This is a genomic window from Streptosporangium sp. G11 (genome assembly GCF_051192615.1).
GTDB lineage: Bacteria > Actinomycetota > Actinomycetes > Streptosporangiales > Streptosporangiaceae > Streptosporangium.
In genome coordinates, this window is the sequence record NZ_JBPJUQ010000038.1 from 63643 (window position 1) to 84095 (window position 20453).

General features: G+C 67.9%; 14 protein-coding genes. All 14 read left to right on the forward strand.

Annotation, left to right across the window (positions count from 1 at the left end):
* Window positions 1-144 precede the first annotated feature (144 nt).
* The 14 genes from ACSDR0_RS29540 to ACSDR0_RS29605 all read left to right on the forward strand — a co-directional run bounded on the left by ACSDR0_RS29540 (window position 145) and on the right by ACSDR0_RS29605 (window position 20348).
* Window positions 145-3765 (forward strand): amino acid adenylation domain-containing protein, encoded by a 3621-nt coding sequence (locus ACSDR0_RS29540; RefSeq protein WP_435292173.1) that lies wholly within the window; start codon window positions 145-147, stop codon window positions 3763-3765.
* Window positions 3766-4072: 307 nt separating this feature from the next.
* Window positions 4073-5080, forward strand: coding sequence for an acyl-CoA dehydrogenase family protein (locus ACSDR0_RS29545; protein ID WP_435292174.1), 1008 nt, complete (start codon window positions 4073-4075; stop codon window positions 5078-5080).
* Window positions 5080-6402 carry an SDR family NAD(P)-dependent oxidoreductase gene (locus tag ACSDR0_RS29550; protein WP_435292175.1) on the forward strand — a complete coding sequence of 441 codons (1323 nt, stop codon included), beginning with the start codon at window positions 5080-5082 and terminating at the stop codon, window positions 6400-6402. The genes ACSDR0_RS29545 and ACSDR0_RS29550 overlap by 1 nt, the downstream gene beginning before the upstream one ends.
* A gap of 279 nt (window positions 6403-6681) precedes the next feature.
* Complete coding sequence (locus tag ACSDR0_RS29555) at window positions 6682-8478, forward strand: ABC transporter ATP-binding protein (protein WP_435292176.1); 1797 nt, start codon at window positions 6682-6684, stop codon at window positions 8476-8478.
* Complete coding sequence (locus tag ACSDR0_RS29560) at window positions 8471-10291, forward strand: ABC transporter ATP-binding protein (RefSeq protein ID WP_435292177.1); 1821 nt, start codon at window positions 8471-8473, stop codon at window positions 10289-10291. The genes ACSDR0_RS29555 and ACSDR0_RS29560 overlap by 8 nt, the downstream gene beginning before the upstream one ends.
* A gap of 186 nt (window positions 10292-10477) precedes the next feature.
* On the forward strand, window positions 10478-11758 hold the full coding sequence (locus ACSDR0_RS29565) for a glycosyltransferase 87 family protein (protein ID WP_435292178.1): 1281 nt from the start codon (window positions 10478-10480) through the stop codon (window positions 11756-11758).
* A gap of 116 nt (window positions 11759-11874) precedes the next feature.
* Window positions 11875-12831 (forward strand): UDP-glucuronic acid decarboxylase family protein, encoded by a 957-nt coding sequence (locus tag ACSDR0_RS29570; RefSeq protein ID WP_435292179.1) that lies wholly within the window; start codon window positions 11875-11877, stop codon window positions 12829-12831.
* A 328-nt stretch (window positions 12832-13159) separates the two neighbouring features.
* Window positions 13160-13825, forward strand: coding sequence for a polysaccharide deacetylase family protein (locus ACSDR0_RS29575; protein ID WP_435292180.1), 666 nt, complete (start codon window positions 13160-13162; stop codon window positions 13823-13825).
* Window positions 13822-14394, forward strand: a complete 573-nt coding sequence (locus ACSDR0_RS29580) for an ureidoglycolate lyase (protein WP_435292181.1) — start codon at window positions 13822-13824, stop codon at window positions 14392-14394. The genes ACSDR0_RS29575 and ACSDR0_RS29580 overlap by 4 nt, the downstream gene beginning before the upstream one ends.
* The gene (locus tag ACSDR0_RS29585; RefSeq protein ID WP_435292182.1) at window positions 14391-15641 is read left to right on the forward strand and encodes an amidase; all 1251 of its coding nucleotides are present in this window, start codon (window positions 14391-14393) and stop codon (window positions 15639-15641) included. The genes ACSDR0_RS29580 and ACSDR0_RS29585 overlap by 4 nt, the downstream gene beginning before the upstream one ends.
* Complete coding sequence (locus ACSDR0_RS29590) at window positions 15638-16663, forward strand: glycosyltransferase (RefSeq protein ID WP_435292183.1); 1026 nt, start codon at window positions 15638-15640, stop codon at window positions 16661-16663. Before ACSDR0_RS29585 ends, ACSDR0_RS29590 begins: the two co-directional genes overlap by 4 nt.
* A 17-nt stretch (window positions 16664-16680) precedes the next feature.
* The gene (locus ACSDR0_RS29595) at window positions 16681-18654 is read left to right on the forward strand and encodes an NAD-dependent epimerase/dehydratase family protein (protein WP_435292184.1); all 1974 of its coding nucleotides are present in this window, start codon (window positions 16681-16683) and stop codon (window positions 18652-18654) included.
* Entirely contained in the window at window positions 18651-19337 is a 687-nt protein-coding gene (locus ACSDR0_RS29600) for a PIG-L deacetylase family protein (RefSeq protein WP_435292185.1), read from the forward strand. The genes ACSDR0_RS29595 and ACSDR0_RS29600 overlap by 4 nt, the downstream gene beginning before the upstream one ends.
* A 228-nt stretch (window positions 19338-19565) precedes the next feature.
* A complete protein-coding gene (locus ACSDR0_RS29605; RefSeq protein WP_435292186.1) occupies window positions 19566-20348 on the forward strand; it encodes an SAM-dependent methyltransferase in 783 nt (260 codons plus the stop codon).
* The last annotated feature ends 105 nt before the right edge of the window (window positions 20349-20453 follow it).

Below are 20453 nucleotides of genomic sequence, written 5' to 3' on the forward strand. Positions count from 1 at the left end.
GGACGAGCACACGTCCACGCGTGCCCGGCCTCTTCGCAGGCAGGAGACCCACGGGTGCCGGGCGCCATCCCGTACGCCGTCGCTGGATTCCGCAAACCGGCCGCGGGGGCGCAATTTGTCATGACTTTCGATGACGAGAGAAACATGAACATGTCGCCGCTGTCGGATCACCCTCTGTCCGAGGGCCGGTTGCCCGGCTCCTTGCCGGCGGCGGACGTGCTCGATGCCTATGCGGCAGTGTGCCTGTGGGAGACGGGCGCCACGGAGATCGGCGTGCGGTTGTCCCAGGGCGGCACCGCACGCGTCGCGACCGCCCGTACCGGGACCGGCCGCGCCGTGCGGTGGGACGGAAAGGCCCCCGCGATCGATGGCCGCTGGAGTGTCGAGCTGGACTCCCCCGGCCAGAGCGGCTCGCGATCGGTACCGCGCATGGTGCTCTCCCGTTGCCGGCTCGAGACCGGCGGCGCGTGCGCGCGAAGTGCGCTGACCGCGCGATCCGACGGCGGGATCGTGCCTGATGTCGCGCTCGCCACGGCGAGGCTTCTCGACATGGTCGAAGGCGGTGAGAACCGGCCGCCGCCCGGGGCCCGGGAAACGCGTCTCCTGCTGTCATCCGCCTGGACGGGGTCCGGCTCGCCGCGAGACCGGCCGGATGTCTGCGACCTCTTTCTCGGCCAGGTCGACGCCGTACCTGACTCGATCGCGGTGCGGGCCGACGACGGCGAACTGGACTACGCGACCCTCGAGACGTGGACGCGCCGCCTGGCGCTCCGGCTGATCGCGGCAGGAGCGAGTCCTGGCGACGTGGTCGCCCTCAGCCTGCCCGACCGGGGACTCGCCTCGATCGTGGCACTGCTCGCCGTGCTGCGGGCGGGTGCCGCCTATCTGCCTGTCGGCCCGGACATGCCGGTCGAGCGGCGCCGCCGGTACCTCGCCGTCTCGGGCGCCAGGATGGCGATCACCGGTGAGGCGAACCGTGACGTCTTCTCGGCGGACGGCGTTCCCGTGGTGACGGTCGGGCGCGGCGTCGACGAGGACGAGACCGCCGCCGGGCCCCTGCCGGACGTCGTCCCCCCTGAGACCCTCGCCTACGTGCTGTTCACCTCGGGCTCCACCGGGCCCGCGAAAGCCGTCGCGATGCCCCGTCGTTCGCTGAACCACCATGTGTGGTGGTATCTCAACGACTCGGAGGCGTTTCTGCGGGGACGCTGCCTGCACTTCTCCGACCTGGCATGGGACACCTCGACGGCCGAGATATTCCCCGTGCTGTGCTCGGGCGGGACGGTGGTCGTCGCCTCCACGGCGGCGCGCCACGATCCGGACGTTCTCCTGAAGGCGCTGTGCGACCAGGTCGTCCAGCGGGTGATCCTCCCACCCCACACCCTCACCCGGCTCGCCGAACGAAGCTTACGCAGGGGGCTCGTCCCATCCGGGTTGCTCGACGTGACCAGCGGAGGCGAGCAGCTCGTTCTCACGCCCGCGCTCCGTGACTGGTTCGCGAGAATTCCCGGTGCGATCCTGCAGAACCACTACGGTCCCACCGAGACACAGCTGGTGACGGCGTACGCCGCCAGGCCTTCTCAGGCGGACGACCTTCCGCCCATCGGAAGGCCCTGTGGCTCGACGAGGCTGCTGGTGCTGGACGACGCGCGCCGGCCGGTGGCCGTCGGGAACCCGGGCGAGCTCTACATCGGGGGGGCCGGCCTGGCGCACGGCTATCTGGGCGATCCGGACACCACGCAGCGGAAATTCATCCGGGGCCCGTTGCCGGAGCCTGAGAATCGTCTCTACCGGACCGGTGACCTGGTGCGGTGGAACGCCGACGCGAACCTTCAGTTTCTCGGGCGGCTGGACAGCCAGGTCAAGATCCGGGGCCAGCGCGTCGAGCCGGCGGAGGTGGAGCACGAACTCACCTTGCTGCCGCACGTTCGAGAAGCCGCCGTCGCCGCGGTGGACACCGAGAACGGCAAGGCGCTGGCGGCGTTCGTCGTCGCACCGGAGACGACCGCGGCGAGCCTTCGACGGAAGCTGGCCCATCGCCTTCCACGCTTCATGATCCCGGCTCGGATCTCCGTGGTGGAGAGGCTTCCCCTGACCTCCAACGGCAAGGTCGACCTCACTCGATTGTCGGCGGGCGCCGGACGGGAGACACCGCGTCCCGCGAAGCACCCCGCTCCGCCCGACGACGCGGGCGGCTCTCCGCTGGAGGTCATACGACGGGCCTGGGCCGAGGTGCTCGGCACCTTCCCATCGGCACAGGACGACTTCCACGACGCGGGCGGCGACTCCCTGCGTGCGATGTCGCTGGCGCTCCTGTGCAGGCGACATGGCGTTCTCCTGCGAGCGGGCGACGTGCTCGCCCTCCGTACCCCCGCGCGGATGGCCGGACTCGCGCAAGACGGCTCCGGCCGAACCGTGATCGCTTCGGCCGGCCCCGATGACGGGCCGCTCTCCCCCGCTCAGGCGCACGCGTGGCGGCTGGCCACCGACGACCGGAACCACTGGTACCAGGCCGGATGCTTCCGGACCGCCGGCGATGTGGACGTGGGGGCCCTGCGCGTCGCCTTGAGCGCCGTCGTCCGCGCGCATCCCTCGCTCCGGACCGCCATCGTCCCGGCGCCGTCGGGGCCGCGCCAGAAAGTCCTGGCGGACCCACCCGGCCCGCTGTGGCCGGCCGCGCCCGAACGGACGGCGGACGGCGCGCCTTCGGCATGGTTGCCGTGGGCGCTGCGGACGGCGCGTGCCGCGCTCGACCTCGAGGCAGGTCGTCTGGTGAGTGCCGTCCACGTACCCGGCGCCGATGGGTCGGCCGGCCATTTGCTGCTGGTGGTTCATCAGATGGCCGTCGACATGATGTCCTGGCCCATCCTGACGGACGACCTTCAATACTGCTACCGGAGCTTGCGGGAGACCGGCCGGGCCCCGCGGTTGGGGGAGACGACCTCATACCTTTCCTGGACAGAGGCACTGCGCCGGCACGCGGCCGATCCGGCCACCATCGGTGACCTGTCCCGCTGGCGCGAACACGCGAACGCGACCACCCGGATCCCCCTCGACCACCCCGTGGCCGACCCCGCCGCCGCCAACACCGCGGCGACCGCGGCGGTCGTGCACGCGGAGTTCGGGCGGGAGGCGACCGATGTCCTGCTGCGCCTCGCGCCTCGCGAGCTCACGTACCGACCTGACGAGATGGTCCTCCACGCCCTGGTGGAAGTGCTGGCGGGTGTCTCCGAGGCCGTCCCGGTACGGCTGGACGTGCTGGGACACGGACGTGCGGAGTCCATCTCCTCCCAGGTGGATCTGTCGCGTACGACAGGGTGGTTCACCACGGTCACACCGCTCGCGGTCCCCCTCCCCTCGGACGGGACCGCGCGAGAGCGGCTGGCCGCCACGGTCCGCGCCAGCCGATGGACGCAGGCCAGGGCGATCTCCTACGGAGCGCTGCGTCATCTGGGAGCGCCCGCCCACTCGTCGCCGCTGGACCTGCCGCCTGCCGACGTGTCCTTCGACTACAGCGGCGACGCCGGCCTGTTCTACCCGGGAGAACTGATGGTCGGCGAGTCGGACGCCTCTCTCGGCCCGTATGTCCACGACACCTGGCGACGTCCCCATCTCATCGAAGTACAGGCAAGGCTGGTGAATCGCCGTCTTGTCATGGAGTGGACGTATTCACGAGCACTTCATCACCGTCGAACAATTCAGAAATGGGCGGACGAGCATCTCGGACGTCTTTCGGTGACGCTGCGACCGATGTGGTCGGAGTAGTGCCCATGCCATGCATGTCGATACGTAACCCCGCGTCCGGCACTTCGTCATCGCCGGATCGTCGCGACAGGATGGAAACATCGTCTCGCGGAGCACTTCCGTTCGACCCGGCAAAGACGCGATGCCGGCAGGTATTCCCGAAGGCCCGCCCCGAGGAGCCGACCTGATGCGAGAGATGTCTCACCCCCTGCTCGCGGCCATCGACCGTGAGATTCCCGCCTTGAAACGCTTGATGGCGCAGGACGGGGATCGGCGCTGTCTTTCCGACGCGGCCGTGGAATGTCTGCGGCGCAGTGGTGTTTTTCGCATGGCCGTACCCACGGACCTGGGCGGCTGGGAAGCCGACCCGCTGCTGCAGTTACGTGCCGTGGAAAGGCTCGCCGAAGTGGACGCGTCCGTGGGCTGGTACGCCATGGTCGGCTCCGACGGCGGTTTCTACTGTTCTTTTCTGGATCCCTCGGTGGCGAAACGACTGTACGGAGCGGATCCGAATGTCGTGACCGCCGGCTTCGTCGAGCCCGCGGGTGTCGCCCGGCCCGTCGAGGGCGGTTACCTCGTCTCCGGCCGCTGGCCTTTCGGCAGCGCCTCCTATCACAGCACCTGGATCGCCAGCGGTTGCCGTGTGCGAAGCGACAACGGCGACGATCCGGCCGAGGGCCGGTGGATCGTGGCGATGCTCCCCCGAGTCGCCTGCGAACTTCACGACACGTGGCACACGATCGGCCTCCGCGCCAGCGGAAGTTTCGACTACACGACCCAGGACCACTACGTGACCAGCGAGACCACCTTCAGTTTTCTCGCCGGGGCGCGGCGCGACGAGCCGCTGTACCGGTTCCCGTTGATGTACCGGGCGAACGTGCCGGGCGCCGCGCTGGGCGCGGCACGCGGGGCCCTGAGGGAATTCATGGAGTGGATCGCCGACCGCCGGGACCCGCTCTCCGGTGCGGCGCGCAAGGAGTCGACGCACGTGCAGCTGGCACTGGGGAAGGCCGAAGCCGCGGTGGCCGCCGCCCGGTCCTACGCGGAGGCCGTGATCGGCGAGCTGTGGGACGGGCTGCTCCGGGGTGAGCAACCAGACCTCGACCTCCGGGCGCGATTCCGATTGATGATCGTACACACGGGGGTGACCTGCCGCTCGGCCGTCCAGGCCCTCTTCGACGCGTGCGGCGGAAGCGTGATCTTCGATCGCCACCCCCTGCAACGGAGGCTTCGCGACCTGACGACCATCGCTCAGCACGCATTGCTGCAGGAGCCGAACTACGCGTTGTCGGGCCGGGTCCTCATGGGACTCCCGCCCCGCGACGAGGTCTTCTGATGCCCCGCGACTACGGGACGGGACAGCCTCCCGTGCGCGTGCTGGTGACCGGCTGCTCGAGCGGGCTCGGGCGGGCGGTGGCGGAGCACCTCGCCGCCCGGGGGATGAGGGTCTTCGCGGCGATGCGGGACGTGTCCGCGTCCGAAGACCTCTTCGGCGACGACGAACGCGTCCATGCGCTGCCGCTCGACATGGGCAGCGACGCTTCCGTGGCGGCCGCCTACGCGGCCGTCGACGACCTCGCCGGCGGTGTGGACGTCGTCGTGGCCAACGCCGGGGTGGAGCTTCGCGGTCCGCTGGAGGCCGTGAGCGCGGATGAGCTGGCCTGGCAGCTGGAGACCAACGTGGTGGGAACCCACCGCGTCGTCAGGGCGGCGCTGCCCGCGATGCGGACGCGCCGACGAGGACACGTCGTCATCGTCTCCTCCATCGTGGGCAGGGCCGCTCGGCCTCTGCTCGGCGCCTACTGCGCGAGCAAGTTCGCGCTGGAGGGACTTGCCGAAGCGCTTTATCTGGAGATGTCACCCTTCAGCGTGGCCGTCAGCCTGGTCGAGCCAGGCCGCTTCCCCAGCCGGTTGTCTCTCAACGGGCGGGACGCCACCGGCTGGAACCGCCGCGACGATCCCTACGACTCACACGCCCTGACCGTGCGCGACGCTCTCGCGGCCCTCGAAACCCCGGACTACGCCCCTTCTCCGCGGATGACCGCCGACGCCGTGCATCGGCTGATCACGGCACCACGACCCCCGTTCCGGCTGCCGGTGGGCGTCGACGCGGACACCACGGTCGCCCTTCTCGGCGAGCACCGCTTCGACCGCTACGCGCGGCTCTTCACTCCCGCGACGGACCGCGAGGGCGACGGACGAACCTCTCACGACCTCGGCGACGAGGAGATCACAGCCCTGCTGTCGGATGAGAACCTCGCCGTCCTCACCACCCTGCTGCCCGACGATCAGCCACAGACGCATGTGGTCTGGATCGATTACGACGGCCGGCACCTGCTCGTGAACAGCGAGATACATCGCCAGAAGTATCTCAACATGAGGATCAATCCCAAAGTGACCATCACCCTGATCGACCGGGACGACCCCCACCACTTCGCGGAGATTCGCGGACGGGTCGTCGGCTTCGACCATGAGCCCGCCGCACGAAACCACATCGACCAATTGAGCCGGAAGTACAGAGGGCGCGACTATGATTCGGCGATGATCCGCAGCGCGCGAGTCATCGCCCGGATCGCCCCTATTCGGATTGTGCGGGTGAAAGGAAGCCGCATACGTTCGTCCGCTCCCGGAGGTCCCGTGACCGAGCGAATGGAGTAAGCACCGCATTTCATTGAACCCGGGCAGGCCACTACGGCGCTGGACGAAAGAGACATCAGGCGGGCGGCATCAGATCCCGGTGCCATCGAACCGCACGCAATGGAGATCGCGCATCCCGGAGAAAACGGCGAGGCCACGATCGCCACGTGGAAGGAAGTCATGAGAGCCGGCGACAAGAACGCTCGTCGAATTCACCTCGGAGAGGGGGCGATTCGATGGTACGTGTCCCTCATACGCCGTGCGGCGCGGCACGGGGCGGCACGCCGTACGTCCCTCGTGGTGCTCGCCAGAGCGTTCCCCGGGCGATTCGGCGCCCTGGTCGGCCTGGTCGTGATCGCCGGCGCGCTGCCCGGCGTCTTCGCGATCCTGGTGGGGCGGCTCGTGAGCACGCTGTCGGACGGCGCCGCGGCGGATCCCGGCCGTGTGACGGTCGTCGTCGTCTGGATGGGCGTCTGCCTGCTGCTCCAGGAACTGTGCGCCGCCGCGCAGGAGCTCATGGTCGCCGATCTCTATCGCCGCTTCGACGAGCACCTCCTCGCCCGTGTGCTCCGTGCCTCGACCTCGCTGTCCCGGCTGGACCTGTTCGACGACCCGCTCATGGCCGCCCAACGGGACCGCGCCGCACGTGCGGCACGCTTCGGGCCGGGAGAACTGGTCAGCGGCATCAGCGCGAAGTGGACGAAACAAGCGGGTGGGCTGGCCTCCGCGCTGCTGGTCGCCTGGTACTGGCCGCTGGCCGGCGCGCTTCTCGCCGTACTGTGGATCATCGCCGGATGGGGCATCAGGGCCAGCTACTACCGGGCCAATCCCTTCTGGACCGATCCGCTGCGGCGTTCCGCCTACTTCAAGAACATCTCCCTCATGCCGGAGTGGGCGAAAGAACTGCGGATCTACGGCCTGTCCGGCTGGCTGGCGGATCGATTCGGCAGGGAGTGGGCCTCCGTCATGGCCGAACTCCTGAAGGCACGCCGCATCGGGCAACCTCGGCTGGCCCTCCTCGCGCTCGTGCTGCTGGTGAGCCACGTGGCCGTCCTGTTCTCCCTGATCCCCGCGGCGGAAGGCGCTCCCGGCATCGGCGCGGACTCCATGGTCGTGGTGTTGCAGGGACTGATCGGGATGGCCGCGCTCGCCAGCCAGCACGGCGACATCTGGATCGAGAACGGCGCCGTCCCCATCCCCGATGTGCTCACCCTGGAGCGGGAGGTCGCCGGTCGCCAGAAAAGCACGCTGGAAAGCCGTCGCATGGTCCTTCCCCCCACGATGGGAGAGATCCGCTTCCAGAACGTGCACTTCGCCTACCCGGGACAACAGCACTCAGTTCTCGAAGGCTTCGACCTCACCGTTCCGGCCGGCCAGTCCCTGGCCATCGTGGGACTCAACGGTGCGGGGAAGACCACCCTGATAAAACTGCTCACCGGGCTCGCCCGGCCGCAGAAGGGCGCCATCAGGGTAGGCGACACCGACCTGGACGACGTCGATCCGACCGAGTGGCGCAAACGTATCGCGGTGGTCTTCCAGGACTTCGTGCACTATCCGATGCCCGTTCGCGAGAACATCGGTTTCGGCGCGATCGAGCGGCTGCGGAACCTTGGAGCGGACGATTTCGATTCCCGCGTCCGCGCCGCCGCCCGCCTGGCCGGCGCAGACAAGATCATCGATGACATGCCCTTCGGCCTCGACACCCTGCTTTCCCGTCGCTACACCGATGGCGTCGACATCTCCGGCGGGCAGTGGCAGCGGCTGGCTCTCGCCCGCGCCATGCTGGCGGTGGACAACGGCGCCCAGTTGATCGTCCTGGACGAGCCCACGGCGCACCTCGACGTCCGCGCCGAGGCGGATCTGTACAACCGGTTCCTCGACCTCACCCGCGGGCTGACCACGGTCCTCATCAGTCACCGCTTCTCGGCGGTACGCCGTGCCGATCGCATCGTCGTGCTGCAGTCGGGAAGGCTCGTCGAGGACGGAACCCACGACGAGCTCATGAGACTCGACGGCACGTACGCGCGCCTCTTCGCCCGGCAGGCCGCTCGCTACACGTTCAAGGGCACCCCCACGGGAGGTTCCTTCGGTGACTGACAAGGTGCGCTTCCGCCCGTTCCGCCCCGACCGGGTGCGTGCGACGAAGGTCATCCTCAGGGTCGCCTGGGAAACCGATCGTCTGCGGACCATGGCCGCCCTGGCCGTGAGCGTGACGCAGGCACTCCTGGTGTCATCGTTCGCCCTGTGGCTGAAGCTGATCATCGACGGTGCCGGCAGCGGGGAGAGGTGGGCCACCGCATGGCCGGCCCTGGGCCTGGCGTTGGCGATCGTGGGCAGCGCGGCCCTCGACTACTCCGGCGCACGGACGCGGCAGACCCTGAACGAGAAGGCGCACCACGTCATGGAGCGTCGTCTTCTCGACGTCGTGGGAAGATCACCCACGCTCGAAATCCACGAGAACCCGCAGCATCTCACCCAGCTGGAGCTCCTGGACTCGGAATCCTGGGAGTTCGGGGAGACCATCCCGGCGATACTCAACATCGTCAACATCGGTATGCGCATCGCGATGACGGCCGCGTTGCTGGCGTCGGTCGACCCGCTCCTGCTCCTCGTGCCGCTGTTCGGCGTGCCGAGCCTGGCGCTCGGTGGCCGCGTCAACCGCCTCTACGAACGAGGCGTGGAGGCCGCCGCCGACCTGAACCGGCAGTCGAGAGACCTGTACGAGATGGTGATGAAACCAGGCCCCGCCAAGGAGATCCGGGTATCCCGCCTGCAGGACGAGTTCGTCGGACGGTTCCGCTCCGCATACCGCGAGAGGCGGGTCATCGAACTCAGGCACCTCATGTACGGGCAGGCGATCAGCCTCGCCGCGCGTCTGGTCTTCGTGCTCGGCTACGCGGGCGCCATCGCGCTGATGGCGACGCGGGCGGTCAGCGGCACGGCGAGCGTCGGCGACGTGCTGGTGACCGCCGTTCTGGCGGGCCAGATCCTCGGTCTGGTCGTCGGCACCACCGAGGTGGTGCAATGGGCCCTTCGCACGCTCACCTCCGCGAGTCGTTACGTCTATCTTCTGGATGTGGCGCGAGACGACCGGCGAACCCCAGCCGCCCCGCTTTCCGTGCCGGACCGGCTGCGCGAGGGAATCCGGCTCGACGGTGTCTCCTACCGCTATACGGGGCAGGGCGATCGTGACGTCCTGCACGATCTCGATATCTTCCTTCCCGCGGGAAAGACCGTGGCGATCGTCGGTGACAACGGCGCCGGGAAGAGCACGTTCGTCAAACTCCTCACCGGCATGTGCCGGCCGACGGATGGTCGCATCCTCATCGACGGCGCCGAACTGTCACGGCTCGAACTTGAGCACTGGCGGCTCCGGATCGCGGCCGCCTTCCAGGATCACGCGCGGTTCGAACTTCTGCTCCACGAGGCCGTGGGCATCGGCGACCTGACTCTGGCGGGAGAACGAGAGGCGGTGCGGGCCGCGCTTGAGCGGGCGGGTGCCTCGGACCTCCCGGCGAGGCTGCCCTCGAAGCTGGACACGCAGCTCGGCACCAACTGGCCCAACGGAGTGGATCTGTCGGGCGGTGAATGGCAGAAGCTGGCCATCGGCCGGGCGATGATGCGTCGCCGACCACTGCTGTTGGTGTTGGACGAACCCACCGCCGCCCTGGACGCCGAAACCGAGCACACGCTCTTCGAACAATGGACCCGCGCGGCCCGGCGCTCGGCGACGGACGCCGGGACGATCACCGTGCTGGTCTCCCATCGCTTCTCCACGGTTCGCATGGCCGACCTGATCATCGTCCTGGAGCGAGGACGTGTCACCGAGGCGGGAAGTCATGAGGAGCTGATCGCCGCGAAAGGCCTCTACGCGGAGCTGTACCAACTGCAGGAGATCAGCTACCGCTGATCGACCGAAAGCCCGACTTAGCAAGAGAAAGCGAATAATGGAGTTACGCATGGACGGCGCTATCGCAAATTCAACCGGACACGTCACGGTAGTGACGTCTTCAATTGAGTTTGCTACCTTATACATGTAACCGGTTTCGCCGGGCAGACGAAGAGCGGCGACCGATCGCGTCCGAAAAGGAACACGATGAACGCTGTATCTCAGGAAACCGCGACAGGGAGAACGACCACCAAGCGGCTGATCGCGATGGCGACCGTGTGGATTCTCATCCCCGCGACACTGTCAGCCATAATATGGGCGACGCAGCAGTACTACCACGACCCCGGGTCGTGGATGCTTGACATGAAAGTGTACCGTTCCGCTGTCAACGCGGTTCTCGACGGCGTCAGCCCATATGTCGTGGGCTCCAAGGACATCGTCGAAGGCGCCGATCTGCTGCTTTTCAACTACCCGCCGTTCGCGCTCTTCTTCCTCTTCCCGTTCGGAATTCTGAGCCTTGATGCCGCCGGGCTGATATGGACTGCCATCGGCATTGCCGCGCTGCAGCTCAGCGTATATCTCTGCCTCAGGCGTGTGGGGGTCGCCAATGTCTGGCGGCTGGCGATCTCCATCACGGTCGCCTGCCTTCTGTTGAATCCCGTCGACCAGACCCTGCAGTGGGGACAGGTGAGCCTGGTCCTCATGGCACTGGTGCTGGTGGATCTCTGTCTTCCGGACTCGTCCAGATTCAAAGGGGTCCTGATCGGCCTGGCGGCCGGCTTCAAGATCTTCCCCGGCGTGTTCGCCCTCTTCTACCTGCTGACGGGCAGGATCCGGGCCACAGGAACGACGATAGGCACCGCGGTGGGAACGGTCGCGTTCACCTGGGTCGTCTTCCCCGGCTACTCCGCGGATTACTGGTTGCACCAGATGTTCAACACCGCCAGGTACATGCCCGCCGGCTGGGTTCCCAACGAATCGCTTCGCGGGATGCTGGCCAGGACCTTACATTCCGATGCGGCGTCCAGGCCGATATGGCTCATCTGCTGCCTGCTCACCCTGATCGTCGCCTCGGTCGCGATCCGCGCGGCCTTCAAAATCGGTGAGGAGAACCTCGCGATAGTGGTCGTGTCGATGACGGCCCTGCTGCTGTCCATCGTCGCCTGGCACCATTATTGGGTCTGGAGCATTCCGGCGACGATCCTGCTGGTCGACGCCGCCCGGCGCAGGAGGAGCATGCTGCTCTGGGCCTGCGCCATCATCCCGATGGCGGTCATCGCCCTGCGGGTCAACGAGTGGGTTCTTCCCGATCAACCGGGATACGACCCGCTCACCCTCGAAACCCTGCCGTTGATCACGACGAGCGTGGTCACGCATGTGACGGTACTCCTTCTTCTGGCGATCACGGCTTACAGCGTGATGGAGGAGATCAAGCACAGACAGCCGGCTGGAAAGAGTGAAAAGAATTCCGGGGAACTCGCGCGATAAAGCCTCGTGAACCTCCGGGCGGGCACGGAAGATTTCACGAATCACAGAGCCGGTCTTATATCACACCTATCCTTCGATGAGGTCCGTATCCCCTGCCTCGAGAGGTGAATTGAGCAATGCCTGGGCGTAGTCGTGTCGTGATCACCGGCGGCAGCGGGTTTCTTGGATCGCATCTGTGTGAAAGCTTTCTCCGCAGGGGCCACGAGGTGATCTGCGTGGACAACATGCTGACCGGCGTCCCGGACAACATCGAGCCCTCCCGCTCCTTCGAGGGGTTCACGCTGGTAGAAGCGGACATCACGGTTCCGCTGCGGGTCGAGGGGCCGGTGGACGCCGTTCTTCACCTGGCCTGTCCCGCGTCCCCGCTGGACTACATGAAATGGCCTCTGGAAACCCTGTACGCGGGTTCCGCCGGCACACGGGTGGCTCTCGACCTCGCGTACGAGAAAGGAGCCAAATTTTTGCTGGCCTCCTCGAGCGAGGTATACGGAGACCCGCTGGTCCACCCACAGCCGGAGACGTACTGGGGCAACGTGAACCCGATAGGGCCGCGATCGTCCTACGACGAGTCGAAACGCTTCGGTGAGGCGTTGACGGTCGCATACCGGGATTCTCGTGGAGTGGACTGCCGAATCGCGCGAATATTCAACACCTTCGGCCCGAGAATGCGTCGGGACGACGGCCGGATGATTCCCACGTTCATCGATCAGGCCATCACGCGGCAGCCCATAACCGTGACCGGCGACGGCAAGCAGACCCGGACGCTCTGTTACGTGAGCGACACCGTCGAGGGCATCACGAGACTCCTGGACCATCCGGAGCGGATTCTCTCCCCCGTCAACATCGGCGGACGGCGCGAAATGAACGTCCTGGAGACCGCGGAGATCATCAAGAGGTTCACGAACTCCTCTTCCCCCATCAAGTTCGTCCCGCGCATGCGGGACGACCCGCAAGTGCGATCCCCGGACCTCACCCTGGCCGGCTCGATATTGGGCTGGGCGCCCAAAGTGCACCTTGAGGACGGCATAAGGAAGACCATCGACTGGTTCTCCGGCGGTCAGGCACGTGTCTGAGGAAGCCGCCTCTCGGTGAATCGGCGATGATTTTCCCCGGAAGCGCCGGATCCACTGCCACCGGCCGGTTCCTCGGAAATTAAAGACGCACGTACTTTCCTTTTCTGACCACGTTTCAGTGCGAGCGGGAATCCATATGAACGGACACTCTGGCTCTCCGGTTTCGAAGTCGTCACCGGCCTCTTGGAATGGGCGTGGGAAAGTCGCGGTATGGCCGGTGGTCAATATCGAACACTATCTTCCCGGCCGCCCCGGGCCGGCCGTTCAGCCACACCTCGCACATGGACGTGACATCGCGAACTCCGGCTGGCGGGAATACGGCAACCGAGTGGGAATATGGCGGATCCTCGGGCTCCTCGACGACCTGGGCATCCCCTTCAGCGCCGCCCTCAACGCTGAAATGTCCCGGCACCGTCCCGATGTCGTGGAAGCCGTGGTCGTGCGTGGCGCGGAGGTGCTCGGCCATGGCATGGAGAACAGCACCCGATATCACGACCTGACGCCCGAGGCCGAGAGAGAGCACATCGCCGACGCGCTGGGCACACTGAGGCGGGAAACGGGACAGCCGGTGCTCGGATGGCTCACTCCCGGCTTCGCGGTCAGTGCCGACACCCATCGCATCCTCGCCGAGCTGGGCCTCGGATACACCGCGGATTTCTGTGACGATGACGTGCCCTACTGGCTGGACACGCCAGGAGGCCGGCTGCTGGCCATTCCTTACAGCCTGGAGACGAACGACATCTCGCTGTTCCTCAACATGCACCACACGCCGGCGCAATACGCCGACGCGGTGGTGGAGCACGTTCGGCAACTGTGCCGCGAACCCGGCCGCGGTCGCGTGGTGGCGCTCGGCCTGCACACCTTTCTGGTCGGGCAGCCGAGTCGCATCGGGGCCCTGCGTGCCTGCCTGGAACGCCTGGCCGCCCTTGACGGGGTCTGGTTCGTCACCGGCAAGGAGATATGCGAGCTCATGGAGAAGGAGGACGTCGTATGACCGGCTCATCACCCGAGACCCTGATCGATCTGCCTGTCACCGAAGCCACGGCGCGGACCGTGGCGCCCTTCGGCGAGCTGGTGGCGGACACGGTCACGCAGGCCATCGACATACCGTATTACCGAGGCCGCGTCATCGAAGGCGGTGACATCGGGTTCAGATACCGCGGGCGGGCGGCGCTGCGCACCGCTCAGGTTCTCCCTGGTCAGAAGCCCGAGGTGCACTGGCTGGAGCGCCACCTGCACCTGACGCAGCTGTTCGTCGGCCTGAACGGCCCCTACGTGATGGTCCTCGCCCCACCCGGCGACGCGGCCCCCGACGCGATGCCCGATCTGAACGAGGTCGTCGCACTGCGCTTCCCCGCCGCCAGCGCGCTGCTCCTGCATCTGGGGACCTGGCACGACTTCCCGATCGCGGTGACAGGACCGGTCACCCTGCTGATCGGCAACTCCGAGGAGGTGGTCGATGCCCTGCAAGCGGCGGGTGGTCCACGTGAACTGAACGAAGGCGACATCCGCAAGATCTCGCTCACCCGACGCTTCGGCGTCACGATACGCCCTCGGCTATGAGGGCTGAGCATGACGCCGTTCTCGCCGCCCTGGACCGCCTGGACGTGGTGGACGGCGAGTTGCAGGCGTTCGTTCCGGAGCCGGGACGCCGCGGCCGCGTGCTCGCGGAGAGCCGGAGTTCGGCGGCCGCCCGCCGGACCGCGAGTGCTCCGTCCCCGCTTCAGGGCGTGCCCGTGGCGGTCAAGGACGTGTTCCACGTGGCGGGCCTGCCGACCCGCGCGGGCAGCGCCGTCGATCCCGCGTTGCTCACGGGCGCGGAGTCGGCTCTGGTGCGCCGGATCCGCGAGGCCGGGGGTGTGGTGCTCGGCAAGACGCACATGGACGAGTTCGCCTGCTGCGAGCCCGGTCCGACGCGAAACCCCCACGACCGGGCCCGTACACCGGGTGGATCCAGTGCCGGGTCCGCCGCCGCCGTGGCCGCCGGCGTCTGCCCGATCGCGCTGGGCTCGCAGACGCAGCGGTCCGTGATCGTTCCGGCCGCCTACTGCGGTGTGGCCGGGTACAAGCCGACACCTGGTCTGGTCCCCTTCGACGGAGTCCCGATGGCACCCAGCATCGACACGGCCGGGCTGTTCACGGCGAACATGCCCGACATGGTGTGGGCCGCGGCGGCCTTGTTCGACGTCACCGCCTCTCGTCCCGCCGGCCCGCCACGGCTGGCCATCCCGACCGGTACCTTCCTCGGGCCGCTCCTCGAACCCGCTCGCCGGGCCTTCGCCGTCCAGGTGGCGACCCTGCGATCGGCCGGAGCCGTCGTCCATGAGCGGGACGTCCCGTGGGGTGACCCTCGACCGTGGTTACAGGCCTTCGACGCGGTGCTGCTCTCCGAACTCGCCGCGGTGCACGAGCGGTGGTTTCGCATGCACGCCGACCTGTACCGCCCTCGTACGGCCTCGGCGATCCGGGCCGGGCGGTCCATACCGGCGGCTCGCGTGGCGGCGGCCCGCCGCCGCGTCGAGGGTCTTCGTTCTCTGATCGCCTCGGCGGCGGCCGACGTGGACGCCTGGATATGTCCGGCCGCGCTGGGACCGGCGCCACGCGGGCTATCGCACACGGGCGATGTGGAGATGACCATCTTCTGGTCCTGGGCCGGACTGCCCTGCGTGACCGTGCCCGCCGGCGTGATCGGCGGCGGCGGGCCACCGATGCCGGTGGGACTCCAGGTGATCGGCGGACATGGCGGCGACGCGGCCGCTCTCGGGGTCGCCGCCTGGATCTCCGACGTGCTCTCGAAGGAGACGACATGAGCGCGCAGGCCGAGCCCCGTTCCGTGCGGGACGCTCTCGCGGCCACCACCGTGATCATCCCCGTTCGCGACGACCCGCGCATCACCGCGTGCGTGGAGAGCGTCGACGAGGACGTGGAGATCGTCATCTGTCTCAACGACGCCAGCCCGGACGTGCGCCACAGAGTGGGTGCGCTGACGGGAAAGGCGGTCGTGACCGAGATCCCGGATGCCAATCTCGGCGCGGCCTACAATGCGGCGATCGTCGCGGCCACCGGCCGATACCTCCTTTTCATGGACTCCGACTGTGTGTTCGCGCCGGGCACCATCCGGGCCCTCGCCACCCGCGCGCTCGAAGACCCCGTGGTCAAGGGGCGTGTGCAGTTCACCTCCACCGGAAGCCGGCTCAGCCGCTGGATCGAGCAATCCCGATCCTTCCAAATCGCCGATCACGTGAACGCCTATTCGCCGCCGCTGATATACGACCGTGAGATCGTGCACCGGATCGGCGGGTATCACTACTCCGATCTCATCCATTGGGAAGAAGACCGCGAGTTCGACTTCCGGCTTCAGCTCGCGGACATCCGAGTGGCCTACCTGCCCGACGCCGTCGTCCGGCACGCACCGCAGCAGGGCTTCAGCGACCTGCGCAGTGGCTTTCGCTACGGCCTCGGCGAGGGCATAGGGCAGGAAATGGGCCTGTTCATAACCCCGGCCCTGTGGTGGAGATTGGCCAGCGACGCCGGGTCCGTGCTGGAAGCGCGAAGGCGGGGCGCCGGGCCCGCCGTTTATCGAGTGGCGTGGCTGACGGTGTATCACCTCGGCACCCTTTATCACACCCTGGCCGACCCGTACCGGGTCCGGACTCGCTATCCCGCGACCGCGGCCCGCGTCAAAGTACGCCGCGGCGTCCCCGGGCACACGACGAAGCTCGACTCCGCGCATCGTCAGGCGCTTCGCGCCGCCCATCTCCGGCAGGGGCGGCGCATCGAGCCGCAACGGGACGAGAACAGACCGGAATATGAGCTCCAGGAGGGGCAGTGACTTCACCACCGGAACCCATGAGGATAGGCATCGTAGGCTGTGGCGCGGCGGCGCGGCTCTGCCATCTGCAGGGGCTGGCCCACGACGGCCCGTTCCTGCTGACCGCGCTGGTCGACAGCGTCTTCTCGCACGCCGTCACGGCGGCCGAACACTATCGCGGGCTGAGAGACACCGACCGTCCCGTCGCGGTCCTCACCTCCGTCGAGGCGGCCCTGCCGTACATCGACGCCGCCGTGGTCGCCACTCCCCACGCCACCCACGCCGACGTGGCCGGGCAACTGCTGCGTGCCGGAAAACACGTACTGGTGGAGAAGCCACTCGCGCTGACCCCGGACGAGTGCGCGCGAATCCGTGATGCCGCGCAGCAGGGTTCGGCGACCGTGGTGCCGGCATATGTCCGGCGCCTGTTCCCCGCCGCCCAGTGGGTGCCGGACCTGCTCAAGACCGGCAGGCTGGGTGACGTCATCCGTGTGACCTGGCGGGAGGGGCAGCCGTACGACTGGCCGTTACTGACCGGATTCATGTTCGACGCGCCGGCGGCGGGTGGAGGAGTACTGGCGGACACCGGGCCCCATGTCCTCGACATGCTGTACCACTGGTTCGGGGGCCCCGTACAACTCATCCGTTTCGAGGACAACAGCGCCGGGGGGGCGGACAGCGAGGCACACGCCACCGTGAGGTTCGGCTCCGTGACGGCCGAAATCGAGATCAGCCGGCTGCGGGAGCTGCCCAACGAATGTGTCATTCACGGCACGGCAGGCTCGTTGACCGTGGGAACCGGCCTTTCCGCGTCCTTCGTTCACCTCGACGCGGCCGGTCATGTGGTCGGCCGGGGAACGGTTCCGACGTCGCCACGCACAAGGGACTCATGGGCGGGACTGTTCCACGGTCAGTTCGAGGAGTTTCACCGCGCCGTGAAGGGCGACGCGACGGGATACGCCACCTTCGAAGACGCCGCCACCACCGTGAACCTCATTCACGAGTGCCGGACCACCTCCCCGGGAAAGCTGCCCCGGCCATGGGAGGCCCGCCCCTACCAGGGATCCGACCCCGCCGGTCGCGTGGCGGTGACGGGCGCGACCGGCTTCATCGGCGCGCATGTGGTGGATCGGCTTGTCGCCGACGGCGTGTCCTGCGTCGCCGTCGTCCGTGACCTGGCTCGCCTGGCCCGGCTCTCCCATCTCGATCCGCAAAAGCTGACCCACGTACGCACGGACATCCGGGATGTCTCCGCCTTGACCGAGGCCTTCACGGGATGCGACGTCGTGGTCCACACGGTGTACGGCAGCAGCGGCGACACCACGGAACAGTGGTCGGTGACGGTGGAGGGAACCCAGGCCGTGCTCGACGCCGCGGCCGCCGCGAAAGTCCGCCGGCTGGTATACGTCGGCACGGTCGCGACCTACGACACGACCGATGTGCGTGACCTGGACGAAGACACCCCGATGCTGCCCACCCGTGCCGACGATCTCGAGTACGCCCAGCAGAAACTCGCGGCCGAGCGGCTGGTGATGGCAGCGGCCGGCAACGAGCTGGAGGTCGTCTCGATCCAGCCGACGGTGGTGTACGGGCCATGGTCGCCGGGCTGGACGCTCGGTCCGGTGCGCCGGCTCGTGGAAGGGCGAGCGAACCTTCCGACCGGCGACACTGCGGGTGTCTGTAACGCCGTACACGTTCACGACGTGGCGGCGGCCGCCACGGCGCTCGCCTGGGCGCCGCACGTCGACGGGCAGCGGCTCCTCGTCTCAGGGCCCGAACCGGTCAAGTGGGGCGAGTTCTACGACGCCTACCGGACGATGCTGAACGTGGCGCCGCCGTCGGCGGGCTATCACGGCGGGGAGTTGCCGGACTGGGAGAGGAGCCTGTATTCCGACGAGGCGGTGGTCCACTGTGACCGGCTCGCCTCCCACGACTTCCGCCCGCGCGTCGGTTTCGCCGAGGGCATGGCCCAGGTGGCCGAGTGGGCGCGCTGGGCGGGTCTGCTCCGGTGACCGCGGTTCTGGCCATCGCGCCACACCCCGACGACGAGTTGATAGGCGCGGGCGGCTCGCTCATCAAACATTCGGGAGCGGGATGTCACGTCTCGCTCCTCCAGGTGGTCGGACGGGAGCCGACCTTGGGCGCGGGCATCGGGCCCGAGGAATACGCGGCCGAGATCGAGGTGGCCCGGGAGCGGCTGGGCGCCTTCGAGTGCGTCAACCTGGGGGCGCCTTCGCGCGACCTGTCGCTCTCCCGGCGATGGCGGATGGCGTTGACATCCGCCATCCGCCGGGTCAAGCCCGACATCGTCTATCTTCCGCACGCCGGCGAGGCCGACCGCGAACACCAGCTCGTGCACGAGCTGGCCGTGGACGCCCTCTGGATGGCCGGCTCCGAGTTCTTTCCCGAGGCGGGGAGGCCATGCGCTCCGCCCGGCCTCGTGCTCGGGTATGAGGTGTGGACCCCCATGGCACGTCACTCCTATGTGGAGGACATCACCGACGTACTCCAGGCGAAGGTGCACGCGATGCGCGCGTACCGGTCGCAGCTGCGACACGTACCGTGGGACGCCGCGATCGAGGGCCTTGCCCGGTATCGCGGCGCGTCCGCTCAGGGGGGAGGGGCCGCGGAGGTTTTCGAGGTGATACGGCTGGGCGGAAACCTCGCCGGTTTCCATGGAAACCCGGATGTCTGACTCGAGGTTCGCTCACTTCGCGGGCATCCTGGCCAAGGTGCGGGACAGCGGCGAGCCGGCCGGAACAGGACCCGAGCGGAAAAGGATCATCCGATTAGGCACCCGGATCCATGGATGGGCGTAATCTCCCTGCAAAGACGCCGGAAGGTAGGAGATCCCCACATGGCCGACGAGCCGACCATCTCACACCCCTCATCCGATCCCTCAGAGGGCGCGGAGAGTTCCGAGATGGCACGGATCAACGTCGAGGTGCCGCACTCGGCTCGCATCTGGAACTACCTGCTCGGTGGGAAGGACAACTTCGCCGTCGACCGTGAGGCGGGCGAGAGGGTGTCCGCCGTCTTTCCCGGCATGGTCGACGTCGCCCGCCACTCCCGGTACATGCTCGCCCGCGTGGTGCGTCACCTGGCGGGCGAGGCGGGCATCCGCCAGTTCCTGGACATCGGCACCGGGCTGCCCACCGTCGACAACACCCACGAGGTCGCCCAGCGGGTGGCGCCTGACTCGCGCATCGTCTACGTGGACAACGACCCCCTGGTGCTGGTGCACGCCCGGGCGCTGCTCACCAGCACGCCCGAGGGTGCCACCGACTACATCGAGTCGGACGTGCGCGACCCCGAACACATCCTGCGGGCGGCCGCGAAGACGCTGGACCTCGGCCGGCCCACCGCGCTCATGCTGATGGGGATCATGGGCCTGATCGGCGACCACGACGAGGCGCTCTCGATCGTGCGCCGGTTGATGCGGGACCTGCCCTCGGGCAGCTACCTGGCGCTCTACGACGGCGCCGACACCGACCCCGCGTACGTCGAGGCGATGCGACGCCACAACTCGGGAAGCGGCGTGGTCCCCTACACCCCCCGCAGCCCGGAGCTGATCACCCGTTACTTCGACGGCCTGACGTTGCTGGAGCCGGGTGTCGTGCCGGTGCAGCGGTGGCGGCCGGAGCCCGGCCCCTGGGGCGAGGCTCCCGAGGTGGCCTGCGCCGGCGGCGTCGCGCGCAAACCCTGACCGCGTCACCACGCGCCGCGCCCGTCCGGGAACCGGCCCCACCGGGCGGCACGAAGGCCCGGAACCCCCGATGGGGCCGGTGATCCCGCGCTGATGGTCATGGAT

Excerpts from the sequence above, each read along its gene's own strand:
- ACSDR0_RS29540 (WP_435292173.1), top strand. The coding sequence starts at position 145 with ATGAACATGTCGCCGCTGTCGGATCACCCTCTGTCCGAGGGCCGGTTG.
- ACSDR0_RS29545 (WP_435292174.1), top strand. The coding sequence starts at position 4,073 with ATGGCCGTACCCACGGACCTGGGCGGCTGGGAAGCCGACCCGCTGCTG.
- ACSDR0_RS29550 (WP_435292175.1), top strand. The coding sequence starts at position 5,080 with ATGCCCCGCGACTACGGGACGGGACAGCCTCCCGTGCGCGTGCTGGTG.
- ACSDR0_RS29565 (WP_435292178.1), top strand. The coding sequence starts at position 10,478 with ATGAACGCTGTATCTCAGGAAACCGCGACAGGGAGAACGACCACCAAG.
- ACSDR0_RS29570 (WP_435292179.1), top strand. The coding sequence starts at position 11,875 with ATGCCTGGGCGTAGTCGTGTCGTGATCACCGGCGGCAGCGGGTTTCTT.
- ACSDR0_RS29580 (WP_435292181.1), top strand. The coding sequence starts at position 13,822 with ATGACCGGCTCATCACCCGAGACCCTGATCGATCTGCCTGTCACCGAA.
- ACSDR0_RS29585 (WP_435292182.1), top strand. The coding sequence starts at position 14,391 with ATGAGGGCTGAGCATGACGCCGTTCTCGCCGCCCTGGACCGCCTGGAC.
- ACSDR0_RS29590 (WP_435292183.1), top strand. The coding sequence starts at position 15,638 with ATGAGCGCGCAGGCCGAGCCCCGTTCCGTGCGGGACGCTCTCGCGGCC.
- ACSDR0_RS29595 (WP_435292184.1), top strand. The coding sequence starts at position 16,681 with ATGAGGATAGGCATCGTAGGCTGTGGCGCGGCGGCGCGGCTCTGCCAT.
- ACSDR0_RS29605 (WP_435292186.1), top strand. The coding sequence starts at position 19,566 with ATGGCACGGATCAACGTCGAGGTGCCGCACTCGGCTCGCATCTGGAAC.